Genomic DNA, 13039 nt, shown 5'->3' with positions numbered 1-13039 from the left:
TCGCTAGTCGCCCTCCTTATCCTATTCATCTAATTCCTTCTGATCATCTACCATGTTAATGTTCGTATCTTCAATTGCCTTTTCGATATCTTTTTGTATACCAAACCAGTTTTTATTCGTATGAGCAGCCAATAATAGACCATCGCCTTTTGGATGAATCCAAATTCTTCTATGGTACCAGTACATTCCCTGAATGACCCCGATCATGAAAATGGCTGCACCTAAGCCGAAAAATGGTAATGTATAATCACGACGAACGGTTATTCCACTTACATCATGCATATCAAAGTCTTGGATACTTACGTTATATTGGTTTTCTCCGGTGGCATCAATATTTCTACCGATTCCTAAAAAGCTCACCTCTGTATTATCGCTATCAGGTGGGGTAACGTATAAGACAAATGCCGGATTTCTTGGATAATTGGTTTCGGAAGCTGGTTCTCCATTATCGTCCAAATAATAATCCGGATAATATTGGCCTATCTCTACATGAAACCCGTTTTCTAAATCATATGCCATTTCCGGAGATGTTAAATCAATGGTAAATGTGTCTAGAGCCTCTTCATTTTCATCATCTGTTTCATGAATGTTAAACGACATACTGGTAAATTCATTTAACTGGTATCCCGCTTGATATAATGTATATCCATCAAATTTAACAGGGTGATTCAGTCGAATTTCATCTTCGATTATTGGCTCAAGTTCAGGATCTGCTCCGGGAACAGATCCTTCCGCTGCTTCGGAAATAACAACATTGGTTTGATAATTACTTGCTACCATGCCACCCTCTTGCTCGATGGCTTCACTGAACCGTTCATCATTTTCATCATGTGTTTCGAAAATGAATTCCTCATTTTCGATATAGTACTCTCCCTCCGTACCAGGAATAACGGCTTCTTCCCCTTCTCTTATCCATATGTATTCATCCATATATAAAACGGAGGTAGAACGCAATATCGCCGCAAGTAAGATGATAATCAATCCAATATGATTGACATATGGGCCCCATCTGGAAAATCTGCCTTTTTCAGCGAGGATATGTCCATTTTCATCCCTCACATGATAACGCTGTTTCTTTAAATTCTCCTTTACCTGCTGGATCTCCTCATCGGTCACTGTTTCTGTTTCACTATACAAACGCTGTCGATTTAAAAACGTTTCATGTCGCTTCGCTTTTTGATTTTTCAATGCTTTATACAGCGGAACAAACCGGTCAAGACTACAAATAACCAGGGAAACACCAATGAGTGCTATCAGTATGATGTACCACCATGAGCTGTACAAATTATGGAAGCCCAATTGATAAAAGATGAGACCGAACAGACCATACCTATCTTCATAAAAGATTTCCGGATCTCGAGTTGGTGCATCTTCAGGTATATACATTTCCTGTGGCAAGATAGAACCAACGGCAGAAGCCAGTAATGTGATAACAATCAACCACACACCAACTTTTACCGAGGAGAAAAAGCTCCAAATTTTATCAATGATCGATTTATTGTAAGTTTGTGATCTACGCGCACTTCCATCATAGCGCATATTTAAGAGTTTTTTTCCTTCGTTTCCATCAATATGCTGATTTCCTTCTATCGGTTTTCCACAAGCCTCACAGAGAACCGTTCCCTCCGGATTAACATGCCCGCACTCACATTTTATTTCTTTCATTCAAATCCCTCACAATGACTATTACTGCGTGTTTACGCTTATAATTCAGGTTGAATATCCTGCAGATGCCCCTCTAGCTTATCCAGTGTTAAGGCACCATTTACTACTTCCTCAATTTCTCCATCCGGATTAATGAAAAAAGTGCTTGGAATAGGTCCCACTTTGTATAAATCCATTACTTCCCCATTCGTATCATGTGGAATTGGAAAAGTAAGATCATGTTTATCAATAAATCGGTCAACAACTAATGTTGTTGCATCTAAACTTACTGCAACGATTTCAACCCCTTTATCTTTATATTCGGGGTATAATTCCTCCATATATGGCATTTCATCCTCACAAGGTTCACACCAGGTACCCCAAAAATTAAGCATAACACCTTTTCCTTCCAGATCACTTAGTTGGATTGATTCCAGTTCATTATTATCGCTAATTTGCTGTAGCTGGAAATCAGGTGCCTTATCCCCCGCACTGTAGATGGTATTATCTTGCTGGAAGTTATTAACCAATGCAAAAATTACTGCTATCAATAAAATTGCAAGAACAGCCGATCTAAATATTAACCGATTTCTTTTTTTGCCTTTTTTCTTTTTCTTGACTTGGTTTAAACTCACTTAGACCACCCCGCTCATTATAGCATGTGTGTGCAATGATAAATTTGTCGATTATTTAACAATTTTATTTGCCGTATTTCATTTGTTTAATTTCTTTCGGTGTTAAGGCCCTATAGTTACCAGGTGTAAGACCATCTAAGGTTAACATTCCGTATTTTTCCCGCTTTAACTTCATTACCGGATACCCAAGACGATCCATCATTCGTCTGATCTGTTTATTTTGCCCTTCATGCAAGGTGATTTCCAGGATCATGGTGTTCTTTTTCTTATCGGTTGATAAAACGTTATAGTGGTTAGCCTTCAAGGTGTCTTTTTCGTCTGTAATCCCTTTTCGAAGTTGTCCTAATTCCATTTTATTTGGTATTCCTTTTATTTTAGCCACATATACCTTTTCCACTTCATATTTCGGGTGCATTAACAGATTAGCAAATTCGCCATCATTTGTTAATAATAAAATTCCGGATGTTTCATAATCTAGTCTTCCAATTGGAAAGATACGTTCCGTGACTCCTTCTAGTAGATCTGTAACCACTTTTCTTCCTTTATCATCCTTAACGCTTGAAATAACCCCACGAGGTTTATATAACATATAGTATACAGGAGCTTCCTTTTCTAAGGGTACACCATTTACTTCAATCTTATCACTTGGTGAAACTTTCGTACCTAATTCTATGATAACTTGCTCATTAACCTTTACCTTCCCCTCCATAATGAGCTGCTCTGCTTTTCTTCTTGACGTAATACCACTTTGTGCGATCACTTTTTGTAATCTTTCTTCTGTGTTTGACATATATACCACCAAATTTTATTTTATTTTTTCCTTACATAATAATAGCGCTAACTATAGGTTAACGCTACTCAAACGTATTATCCAAATACAATAGTAACAACAATGATAGATGCAAGTATACCAATTAAATCGGCCAGTAGTCCAACCTTTAGTGCATATCTCATTTTTTTAATACCAATTGCACCGAAATATACAGTTAAAATATACAAGGTCGTATCGGTACTCCCTTGCATGGTTGATGCTAATCTGCCGATAAATGAATCAGGGCCATGACTATCAATTAATTCCGTTGTCATTCCAAGTGCAGCATTACCTGAGATAGGTCTTACTAATGCAAGCGGGATGATATCGGGCGGGATACCAACAGCTATTAAAAACGGTGAAATGAGATTAATAAAAGCTTCCAACGCTCCTGAACTTCTCAATATTGAAATGGAAACGATCATGCCTACTAAAAAAGGAAGTAATGTAAATGCCATTTTGACACCTTCCTTCCCTCCTTCCACAAACATCTCATATGCAGGTATCCGTTTCCATGTTGCAACAACAAGTACTAGTAGTATGAAACATGGTATAAGCCATATACTAACAGAAGTAATAATCCCCATTCTATTTCCTCCAAATACGCTTATAATAGAAAAAACGGTCAATTAAAATAGCACTAACAGAAGATATAGCCGTAGTTATAATCGTAGTTCCTACAATTTCCGTTGGAGATAATGAGTTATACTGCATGCGAATCGCAATAACCGTAGTTGGAATGATGGTTAAGCCCGATGTGTTTAATGCTAAAAAGGTGATCATCGAACGTGATGCAGTATCACGATCACCATTTAATTGCTTCATTTGTTCCATTGCCTTTATTCCCATCGGCGTTGCCGCATTACCTAAGCCAAAAATGTTTGCTGTTATATTGGATAATATATACCCCATTGCAGGATGATCTTTCGGTATCTCGGGAAAGAGTCTACGAATCAATGGTCTGAATAATTTGCTTAGCATACGTAAAATCCCTGCTTGTTCTGCTACTTTCATAATACCCAGCCAAAACACCAATACACTGATTAAACCGATAGACAGCGTAACTGCTTCATTTGCACTTTCGAATATAGCTTCATTAACTTGATCCATTGTTCCATTGAATATAGCATATAGAATTCCGATTATAGCCATACATGCCCATATAATATTTACCATATCTCATCCAACCCACTAATTTTCTTATACGTCGATATCACATTAGAGAAAAAGCCTTTTTCTTGCATGTCCCACGGATTATTAAAAATTGTTGTTTCTGCTATTTGCTCCCCACCCAGGTGAAACATCGTTTTCCCGATTACATCTTCTGCATGATTGTCATTTCGTAAATATGTTTGCTTATTAATATCCTCCATTTCTCCTTCCGTTAATGGGAAAAGAACATCTTGATGTAAGTAGCCAATGATTTCATTATCCGATCCTTTGTGGTGGTATTTCTCCCGACCCTCTTTGGCGATTGATTTCATATCATAGTTTTCAAATCCCCATTCAAACAAATTGATATGATCCTGCCAGTCATCTGGGGCATTAATCGTTACAACAATAAGATCCATCCCATTCTTGTGTGCCGAAGATACGAGTGTCCTTCCAGCGGTTTTTGTGTATCCTGTTTTACCGCCAGTGCTATTTTCATATAATTGAGTTAACAATTTATTTTTATTTTGCCAAGGATATGTTCTCTTATCAGATTTATACGTTTTTGTCCCGATTATCTCTCTAAATTGGTCATTATCCATGGCATATTTCATGAGTATGGCCATGTCATACGCTGTAGAATAATGGTTGTCCGAATCCAACCCGTGCGGATTTTCAAAACTGGAATTTGTCATCCCTAACCATCTTGCTTTTTCATTCATTAAATAAACGAATCCATCCATGCTGCCACCAATATGCTCGCTTATCGTAACTGCTGCATCATTTCCCGAACGCAGGATTAACCCGTAAACGAGGTCTTCTATGGACATTTTTTCTCCTTGTTCTAAATAAATAGCGGATCCTTCTGTATTAATTGCTTTTCTGCTTGCTATGGTTTCTTCATGCATTTTGCCAGACTCTACTGCAATAATGGCAGTCATTAACTTTGTTATACTTGCAACCAACTGCTCTTCATTTGCATTTTTCTCAAATAAAACCCTACCGGTTGATTGTTCTATTAATATAGCATTATTTGCGGAGACTTTCGGTGCAGCCTGTCCACTTATTGGATGTATTAACGTAAATAGTAAAATCAATATACTACATAAAAAAATTCGCATCGTAGGTTTCCTCCCACAGGATTGGTATAATTATTTTATGCAGGATATATAGTGATATGAATAAAAAGGCGCTTTGTCATTTACGATGAAGCGTAAAGAAATAATATAAAAGCAAGTCAATTTGACATGTAATCTCTGCAAACATGATTTTTGAACCAAACCGCCATCGAAAGGGTTATTGGCTCATGCTTTTTATGCTGTTATGTTTGCCATTCTTTATATAATTTCCTATTTACTTCTACTCCCATATCATAGCGATGAGGTAATAAAAAGTCCTGCAGGAGAACAACTGTTATATTAGGCTATTAATACAAATGCCATTTTACTTTTCGCGCTTCTACAAATCGATGATTTACATCCTCCCAATTCACAACATTCCACCAATTTTTGATATACGTTTCTTTATCTGTTTTGTACTGCAGATAATATGCATGCTCCCACATATCTAGCACCAGTAATGGGATAGAATCGGCTAGTTGGAATAACTGGTGTTTTTCCAGTGATTGCACCGCAAGCCTCCCGCTTCTTGGCTCCCATAGTAATACCGCCCAACCAACACCTTCAACAGAAGCTGCTACATCTGAAAATAACTCCTTAAATTTATCAAATGATCCAAAGTCTTCCTCGATACGTCTTTGAATTTCACCAGAAGGCTTTCTACTTGAATTCGGTGTCATGTTATTCCAAAAAATGGTATGCAAATGGTGGCCAGAGCCGTGAAAAGCTTGTTCCCTCAACCAATGTTTGATAATATCATCATTCCCTCCTTTCGTATATAACTCCTTTTCTGCCTTATTTAAACCATCAACATAAGATTTGTGGTGCTTATCATGATGCAAGCGCATGATTTCTTCACTAATATATGGTTCAAGTGCATCATACTTATAAGGCAAAGGTGGTAACTTACGCTTGCCATAAGGTATGGATGATGATTCATGTTCCTTTCTTTCTTTATTATTTATTGCAAAAGCGATTCGTTCCCCTTCCTCTTGTAATAATTCAAGTTCCTCATTTGAAACTTCCGTATTTCTGTTCAATTTACGATCTATTTCTACCTGCCAATTTTCTATTTGTTCGTTCCAATTTGTTCCTTCTGTTGATTTAGCATGAACATTATTTAAAGTAGCTTTGGTATGATCTCCCCATTCTATAAGCTTTTGTAAATACGTTTGTGTATTACTATCCATATAATCACCCCGCGGTAGCCTATGCCACCTGAAATATGTTTGTGCATGCGAAAGGCTCTTTCTAGCAAAAATCGTATTGACAGAGATCAAAAAAGATATTTCCATTAAACAATCCCAGTATTGATTAATCAATACTGGGATTTTCATTCACCTTCAAATCGTTCAAAAAACAAATCCGCTTCTTGTTCTATATCTTCTGTATCTGCATTTTCTGGTAGGGAAGGCAATTCGTCCAGGGAGGTTAACCCAAAGTAAGTTAAAAATTCTTTACTTGTGCCAAATAATACTGGTTTCCCTATACTGTCCCTGCGTCCGACTTCTTCGATTAATAGCCTAGAAAGAAGTGTTTGTACAGGCCTGTCACTCTTTATTCCTCTGATTTCTTCAATCTCTGTCCGAGTTATAGGTTGTCGATAGGCAATAATAGCAAGTGTCTCAAGAGCGGCTTGAGACATTTTCGTTGTCTGTGGTGTTTCCAATAACTTTTTATGATAACTGCTATGCTCAGGTATAGTAGTAAGGTAAAAAATGTGATTGGATTGCATGATCATGATTCCGCGTTCGGTATGTTCGTAATCGTATTTTAATTCATCCAGTATATCTTCAACGGATGCTTGCGTAATTTCCAGTATTTTAGCTAATTGTTTTACCGTAATTCCTTCATCACCGCTAACAAATAATAAACCTTCTACTATTGCTTTTAATTTAGTTGCTTTCACGTTTAGTCCTCCACATAAAATACATGTATTGCTTCCAAATGTTGTGTTTGCTTACAATATACGTTATTTTTTTTCATCAATTCCAGTAAAGCCATAAAGGTAACGACGATATGAGTTCGCGACTTATATGAAAATAATTGATCAAATCTTACTCCTTGTTTTGCTTGTTTTACAAGGAGGAGTACTTCTTCCATCTTTTGCTCAATGGTAATTTCCGCCTGCTTTATTTTGGTGTCCAATGGTTCATTCCATTTCTTTCGTTCCATGACTTTTTCAAAGGCATCAAGCATATCATACACAGAAACGTCTCCTTTTACCATCGGAAGTTCTCTGGTGTCCACATTGTCAAAAACATGAGCTGGTCTCGTGAAAGTGTGTCGTGCCTCCAGTTCTTTTTCTTTTAAATTTCCTGCAGCTTCTTTATATTTTCTATACTCCATTAAACGCTCGATTAATTCTTCTCTTGGATCCTGTATATATTCCTCCGAATCGTCAATTGTCTCCATTTGTGGTAATAACATTTGACTTTTAATGGCGACAAGTGTTGAAGCCATTACAAGATATTCGCTGGCTATATTTAATTCCAAACGCTGAAACGTGTGAATATAATGCATATATTGATCTGTAATTTGAGCCATTGGAATATCATATATATCTATCTCATATTGATTAATTAAATGTAATAATAAATCAAGCGGTCCTTCAAATGCATCTAGTTTTACATGATAAGCTTGATTCATAGATAAGCTTCCCTTCTTTAAAAATGAAAATTGCAAGTGTTGGCATAAATGCCTATACAGAATGATTGTTTCTATCATAAGTTATTAACGTAAGATAAATGTTACCACAAAACATTTATGTAAAGAAGAAAAAGGAGGATTTTGTTATGGGTAATTACGGCGGAGGTTTCGCATTAATTGTAGTACTGTTCATTCTTCTCATTATCGTTGGTGCTGCATGGATGTAACGATCTAATCAATTGTGTCCTAGTTTCACTGTAATACCTCAAATGTTTATATGAACAAAAACACAGGGATCCAATTCAAAACGTAGAAAACTGGAACGGCGCAAACGAACTTTACTTCTGTCTGCGCCCGTAGCTCCACAATCAGTAAGTCTTCTTTTTCGAAGGTTACGCTCGTGTTGTCTCTATAGTTTGACGTATGGAGCTAGATGTAGGATCCCTGATAAGAATTAGTACCATCCAAATTTTATAGTTTTTATCTTTTAAAAAAGCCAGCCTCCTTTGAATGAAGGAGCTGGCTTTTTTTAGTCATGTTCGTCCTGTTTATTGGATACTTCACATTTATTGTGAAAATGCTGTATTTCATCATTAGCAGATACAGCGTATTTAGATTGATAAAGTCGGTGCACCTCATTAATCATCTTCTTACCAATTCCAATATTGCGATGTGATGGATTCACGGAAACGTGTTGGATAACAGCATTTATTTCATCTTCAATTCTTAACCCAACCGCACCTAATACATCTTCCTCCTCTTTCCACAAAAAAAGATGCCAATCCGGATTTGTTTCATATTCCTTAATTGTTTGCTGCAATTTTTTTACATCTTTTTTTTCTTCTGGCATAAACGATAGTAAACCCATTGCAATCTTTTCCATATTTTTTTTATAACGAATTAACATAGATACCCCTCATTAACAAAATAACGGATCATAACGTCATATCCTTCAAACATACACAATACCTATTTTTAATCATTACCTTTGTTATACAATAATTTTTTACTTTTGTATATATATTTTCGCATGAATACACGTATTTATCCAATCATATCCTAATCAACCATTCTCTAAAACAGCATTAACACGATCAGTTAAAATCATACTATTATTTATGTTTAAATTTGAAAGGTGTGTCTTTTCTCGAAATGGTTTGAAGGATTAAATACCCATCTGAACATTTCTCTTTGATTTTGAATGGAATAATGTTAACAAAAGCAAGCCACATATTAAATAAAAAAAGTAATTGCAGATAATCATTCGGGTACATACCATACAATATATAAAAAAGAAAGGCAAAAAAAGCATTCGTGCATGGACCGACTATGGTAATCCATATAATTTCCCATGATTTATACGGAATTACTCTTTCACTCTTCGCTAAGCCTCCTAAAAAGAAAATAGCATGAAAAGTGATATGAACGTTGGCAAAGATAACTGTGTTAATTCTTTTTCCCAGACCAATTGACAATGTTATCTGATCCGCACCTACTGTTCGAGCTGCAGCTGCATGTCCAGCTTCATGTAATAGGCTGCTAAGTGGTGCCACTATAAATACAAGATAGAGTAATACGTAAATATCCATAAAAAAACTTCCTCAGAAGATGCCAATAAATCACCAGCTACTACTAATTATTCTGAAAAAACCTTCATCTCTTTCATTACATCACCATTTTTCATGGCCTTCGCATATTCAATACCTGATGTGACTTGTCCAAATACAGTATGAACACCGTTTAGATGCGGTTGGGGCTCATGAACGATAAAGAATTGGGAACTTCCGGTATCCTTCCCCGCATGAGCCATTGATAACGATCCCTCTACGTGTTTATGCGGATTGCCTTCTGTTTCACATTTAATCGTATAACCCGCATTACCAGTTCCATTTCCATTGGGGCATCCACCCTGACTAACGAAACCGTCTATTACTCTATGAAATGTTAACCCATCGTAAAAATTACTATTTGCCAGTTTTTCAAAATTAGCAACTGTATTAGGTGCTTCATTTGGGTAAAGCTCAAATTCAATTTTATTACCATTTTCCATTATAATGTATCCTTTTTTATCCATACTTACAACCCCTTTAATAATGTATAAACCTAATTCATTTTACCATTCATTTACTTAAAAGAAAATATTTAAGATAATCAGTCATAATAGGATAAGTCATTTTTGACAACATCCGCATACGTTTCACGTCGAACAACGAGTTTGTCTATACCATTTTCCACGAATACAACAGCGGCTTTTGGAATACGATTATAGTGATTAGCCATGGAGTACCCATATGCCCCTGTTGAAAATACTGCTAATATATCTCCATCATTTATATCAGGTACAAGCAAATCCCAAATGAGCATATCACCAGATTCGCAACACTTTCCGGCAATAGAAACTGTATTATCGGCGGGGTGATTAACTTTATTTGCCACTACTGCTTCATATTCTGCTCCATATAAAGCGGGGCGCAAATTATCCGTCATGCCACCGTCAACAGAAATATAGTGGCGGACGTTAGGTATCTGTTTCATTGCACCAACGGTATACAACGTTATGCCTGCTTCTCCTGCAATTGCCCGCCCTGGTTCAATCCATATTTCCGGCATAGAAATACCTAAATCTTCTGAATGACTTTGAACGGTCTTTACAAGATCTTCCACATAGCTATTTAATGGTATAGGTGAATCTTTTTCGGTATAACGGATTCCGAAACCTCCACCGAGATTTAAAACCTCCGGCACATAATCCACAGCTGCATTCCACTTTTTAATATTTTCAAATAAAACATTCGTCGCCATCAAAAAACGTTCTGTTTCGAAAATCTGTGAACCAATATGACAATGTAATCCTTTAAAATGAATGGATTCATGGCCATATAAAACGTGAAACGCTTCTTCTGCCTGTCCATTTTTTAAGTTGAAACCAAACTTTGAATCTTCATTTCCTGTCATAATATATTGATGTGTTTCTGATTCAACTCCAGGTGTCACTCGCATCAATACATCTACTTGTTTATTGTGTTTTTTCAATATGCTACTAATCAATTCTATTTCAAGAAAATTATCAACCACAATACAACCGATATTATGAGTGATTGCCATCTCTAACTCGCTTAAACTTTTATTATTCCCGTGTAAATGTATTCTTTCTGTTGGAAAATCAGCCTGTAGGGCCGTATATAATTCACCTTCAGAAACGACATCCAAACATAGTCCTTCCTCTTTTATGACTTCAAGCATCGCGATGGAAGAAAAAGCTTTGCTTCCGTAAGCCACTTTTGCTTCTACATTTAAGTCACGAAATGTATTGACAAACGCTCTGCAATTGTCTCTGATTATGGAAACATCGTAAACATATAACGGGGTCCCGTATTTTTCTGCCAGTTCAATGGTGTCAACACCACCTATCTGAAGATGTCCATCCTGATTTGTTTGGAATGGGTGATTATCTATTATCATCATTTTCCTCCATTGTTTCATTAAAGTTAAAAAAACTTTATCATATTACATAAAAAAATAAAAGAGCTAACCATTAATTAGCTCTTTTTTATAGGTTGTCTGTAATTATTTTTTGGATGAACGATACTCGGTCTTTTATTTGAATATGGAACTGGAATACGAATTAAAACACGTAACATGGCCTCTGCATTAAATGGAATAAATGGCCATAAATAGGGTGTTTTCAATGATCTTAGGCGTACTAAAAGTAATACATGTATGACAAGTCCAATCATAAAGCCAATTAAACCAAAGAGCCCGGTTAGTATAACTAAAGCAACATTGACAATTTGGTTGGCTATGCTTAATTCATAGCTTGGTGTCACATAAGAACCTACAGCACTGATAGACACATATAAAATCACTTCAGAAGTAAACAGCCCTACATCAATCGCAATTTCTCCAATCAATACCGCGGCAATCAGTCCCATAGAAGTAGCAATAGCAGTAGGAGTATGAATGGCGGCTAGACGAAGAAATTGCATTCCCAGAAGCCCCAGAACTATTTGTACCGTTATAGGAACATTTCCTTCATCTGTTGGTCCTATAAACTCCAGTCCTTGAGGAAGCAAGGTTGGTTCAAGGCTAAATAACAACCATATTGGTAAAAGATACATCGAAGCAAATACAGCTAAAAATCGTACCATCCTGACAAAGGTTCCAATAGCAGGGGCTTGTCGAAATTCCTCAGCATGTTGCAAATGGTCAAAATAAGTAGTAGGAAGAATAATGGTACTAGGAGAGGTATCAACGATAATATGTGCATGTCCTTCCAATATGTGATTTGCTGCAACATCCGGTCTTTCTGTATATCTCACTAAAGGGAATGGAGATGTTTTTCGCTCCATGATAAACTCTTCTAACGGTTTATCTGCCATCGAAATGCCATCAATCTCAATGGCATTAATTTTTTCTTTTACTGTTTTAATGAAATCATCATCTGCCACATCTTGCAAATAGCTAATGCACACATCGGTTTTCGAACGTTCCCCTACCTTTAACATTTCCATACGAAGTCGCTCGTCACGTATTCTTCTTCTTGTCAGGCCTGCATTCTCTATTATGTTTTCGGTATAACCATCCCTGGAACCTCTAATGACCCTTTCTGTATCAGGTTCTTCCGGCGTTCTTCCAGGATAGTGTCGAACGTCAATGATAAAGGCATAATTTGCTCCGTCAATGAATACACAAATCAATCCAGATAGTACTTCATCTACCACTTCATCCATGTTTTTAACCTTCTCGACTTGATGGTGTACGAGACGATTTTTTATAATTTCAGGAATCTTCTTCCTATTGCTCTCAAAATCATTAACTTCGACCAATGTCTCCATTATCTGCTGTACAATAACATCATCAACTAACCCATTTACATAATACATTTGTATGTTATTTTTTAACACGCTGATTTCTCGAAAACCAAGATCGAATGAAACATCAAATCCAACTCGCTCTTTCATATATGCTTCATTATCACGTAATTTAGCAGAAATGGGACTTGTATTATTTGTTTTGTTCATGTACATCCT

Annotated in this window: 15 protein-coding genes; 1 reads left to right on the top strand and 14 read right to left on the bottom strand. The window is 36.5% G+C overall.

The features are described from left to right. Positions 1 to 21: 21 nt before the first annotated feature. From resB to KFZ56_RS10440, 9 genes are all read right to left on the bottom strand, one after another. Positions 22 to 1665 (bottom strand): cytochrome c biogenesis protein ResB, encoded by a 1644-nt coding sequence (gene resB, locus KFZ56_RS10480; protein ID WP_222641884.1) that lies wholly within the window; start codon positions 1663 to 1665, stop codon positions 22 to 24. 38 nt (positions 1666 to 1703) lie between these two features. Further along, the gene (resA, locus tag KFZ56_RS10475) at positions 1704 to 2279 is read right to left on the bottom strand and encodes a thiol-disulfide oxidoreductase ResA (protein ID WP_222641883.1); all 576 of its coding nucleotides are present in this window, start codon (positions 2277 to 2279) and stop codon (positions 1704 to 1706) included. A 64-nt stretch (positions 2280 to 2343) separates the two neighbouring features. After that, the gene (locus KFZ56_RS10470; RefSeq protein ID WP_222641882.1) at positions 2344 to 3069 is read right to left on the bottom strand and encodes a pseudouridine synthase; all 726 of its coding nucleotides are present in this window, start codon (positions 3067 to 3069) and stop codon (positions 2344 to 2346) included. Between the two features lie 77 nt (positions 3070 to 3146). Next, on the bottom strand, positions 3147 to 3677 hold the full coding sequence (locus KFZ56_RS10465) for a spore maturation protein (RefSeq protein ID WP_222641881.1): 531 nt from the start codon (positions 3675 to 3677) through the stop codon (positions 3147 to 3149). A 1-nt stretch (position 3678) separates the two neighbouring features. Continuing rightward, positions 3679 to 4266 (bottom strand): nucleoside recognition domain-containing protein, encoded by a 588-nt coding sequence (locus KFZ56_RS10460; RefSeq protein ID WP_222641880.1) that lies wholly within the window; start codon positions 4264 to 4266, stop codon positions 3679 to 3681. Then, positions 4260 to 5363 carry a D-alanyl-D-alanine carboxypeptidase family protein gene (locus KFZ56_RS10455; protein ID WP_222641879.1) on the bottom strand — a complete coding sequence of 368 codons (1104 nt, stop codon included), beginning with the start codon at positions 5361 to 5363 and terminating at the stop codon, positions 4260 to 4262. The genes KFZ56_RS10460 and KFZ56_RS10455 overlap by 7 nt, the downstream gene beginning before the upstream one ends. 305 nt (positions 5364 to 5668) lie before the next feature. Next, positions 5669 to 6550 carry a superoxide dismutase gene (locus tag KFZ56_RS10450; RefSeq protein ID WP_222641878.1) on the bottom strand — a complete coding sequence of 294 codons (882 nt, stop codon included), beginning with the start codon at positions 6548 to 6550 and terminating at the stop codon, positions 5669 to 5671. A 143-nt stretch (positions 6551 to 6693) separates the two neighbouring features. Beyond that, on the bottom strand, positions 6694 to 7269 hold the full coding sequence (scpB, locus tag KFZ56_RS10445) for an SMC-Scp complex subunit ScpB (protein ID WP_222641877.1): 576 nt from the start codon (positions 7267 to 7269) through the stop codon (positions 6694 to 6696). A 2-nt stretch (positions 7270 to 7271) separates the two neighbouring features. Beyond that, on the bottom strand, positions 7272 to 8009 hold the full coding sequence (locus KFZ56_RS10440) for a segregation/condensation protein A (protein WP_222641876.1): 738 nt from the start codon (positions 8007 to 8009) through the stop codon (positions 7272 to 7274). Between the two features lie 146 nt (positions 8010 to 8155). Between KFZ56_RS10440 and KFZ56_RS10435 the strand changes: the two genes are divergently transcribed. After that, entirely contained in the window at positions 8156 to 8236 is an 81-nt protein-coding gene (locus KFZ56_RS10435; protein ID WP_222643965.1) for a YjcZ family sporulation protein, read from the top strand. Positions 8237 to 8538: 302 nt separating this feature from the next. Here KFZ56_RS10435 and KFZ56_RS10430 read toward each other — a convergent pair whose 3' ends face one another. The 5 genes from KFZ56_RS10430 to KFZ56_RS10410 form a co-directional block, all read right to left on the bottom strand. After that, positions 8539 to 8916 carry a GNAT family N-acetyltransferase gene (locus tag KFZ56_RS10430; protein ID WP_222641875.1) on the bottom strand — a complete coding sequence of 126 codons (378 nt, stop codon included), beginning with the start codon at positions 8914 to 8916 and terminating at the stop codon, positions 8539 to 8541. A gap of 205 nt (positions 8917 to 9121) precedes the next feature. Further along, positions 9122 to 9598 (bottom strand): M50 family metallopeptidase, encoded by a 477-nt coding sequence (locus KFZ56_RS10425; RefSeq protein WP_222641874.1) that lies wholly within the window; start codon positions 9596 to 9598, stop codon positions 9122 to 9124. A gap of 47 nt (positions 9599 to 9645) precedes the next feature. Beyond that, entirely contained in the window at positions 9646 to 10083 is a 438-nt protein-coding gene (locus KFZ56_RS10420) for a peptidylprolyl isomerase (protein ID WP_222641873.1), read from the bottom strand. 77 nt (positions 10084 to 10160) lie between these two features. After that, complete coding sequence (gene lysA, locus KFZ56_RS10415) at positions 10161 to 11471, bottom strand: diaminopimelate decarboxylase (protein ID WP_222641872.1); 1311 nt, start codon at positions 11469 to 11471, stop codon at positions 10161 to 10163. A gap of 77 nt (positions 11472 to 11548) precedes the next feature. Beyond that, positions 11549 to 13030 (bottom strand): spore germination protein, encoded by a 1482-nt coding sequence (locus KFZ56_RS10410; RefSeq protein ID WP_222641871.1) that lies wholly within the window; start codon positions 13028 to 13030, stop codon positions 11549 to 11551. Between the last annotated feature and the right edge of the window lie 9 nt (positions 13031 to 13039).

This window comes from Virgibacillus sp. NKC19-3 (assembly GCF_019837165.1).
Lineage (GTDB): Bacteria > Bacillota > Bacilli > Bacillales > Amphibacillaceae > Virgibacillus_L > Virgibacillus_L saliphilus.
The sequence above is the reverse complement of the archived record's forward strand: the minus strand, read 5'-3'. Positions and strand labels throughout refer to the sequence as shown.

What these genes read in the sequence shown, in the direction of transcription:
- resB (WP_222641884.1), bottom strand. Translation starts at nt 1,665, where the DNA reads ATGAAAGAAATAAAATGTGAGTGCGGGCATGTTAATCCGGAGGGAACG.
- KFZ56_RS10470 (WP_222641882.1), bottom strand. Translation starts at nt 3,069, where the DNA reads ATGTCAAACACAGAAGAAAGATTACAAAAAGTGATCGCACAAAGTGGT.
- KFZ56_RS10465 (WP_222641881.1), bottom strand. Translation starts at nt 3,677, where the DNA reads ATGGGGATTATTACTTCTGTTAGTATATGGCTTATACCATGTTTCATA.
- KFZ56_RS10460 (WP_222641880.1), bottom strand. Translation starts at nt 4,266, where the DNA reads ATGGTAAATATTATATGGGCATGTATGGCTATAATCGGAATTCTATAT.
- KFZ56_RS10455 (WP_222641879.1), bottom strand. Translation starts at nt 5,363, where the DNA reads ATGCGAATTTTTTTATGTAGTATATTGATTTTACTATTTACGTTAATA.
- KFZ56_RS10450 (WP_222641878.1), bottom strand. Translation starts at nt 6,550, where the DNA reads ATGGATAGTAATACACAAACGTATTTACAAAAGCTTATAGAATGGGGA.
- KFZ56_RS10440 (WP_222641876.1), bottom strand. Translation starts at nt 8,009, where the DNA reads ATGAATCAAGCTTATCATGTAAAACTAGATGCATTTGAAGGACCGCTT.
- KFZ56_RS10435 (WP_222643965.1), top strand. Translation starts at nt 8,156, where the DNA reads ATGGGTAATTACGGCGGAGGTTTCGCATTAATTGTAGTACTGTTCATT.
- KFZ56_RS10430 (WP_222641875.1), bottom strand. Translation starts at nt 8,916, where the DNA reads ATGTTAATTCGTTATAAAAAAAATATGGAAAAGATTGCAATGGGTTTA.
- KFZ56_RS10425 (WP_222641874.1), bottom strand. Translation starts at nt 9,598, where the DNA reads ATGGATATTTACGTATTACTCTATCTTGTATTTATAGTGGCACCACTT.
- KFZ56_RS10420 (WP_222641873.1), bottom strand. Translation starts at nt 10,083, where the DNA reads ATGGATAAAAAAGGATACATTATAATGGAAAATGGTAATAAAATTGAA.
- lysA (WP_222641872.1), bottom strand. Translation starts at nt 11,471, where the DNA reads ATGATAATAGATAATCACCCATTCCAAACAAATCAGGATGGACATCTT.
- KFZ56_RS10410 (WP_222641871.1), bottom strand. Translation starts at nt 13,030, where the DNA reads ATGAACAAAACAAATAATACAAGTCCCATTTCTGCTAAATTACGTGAT.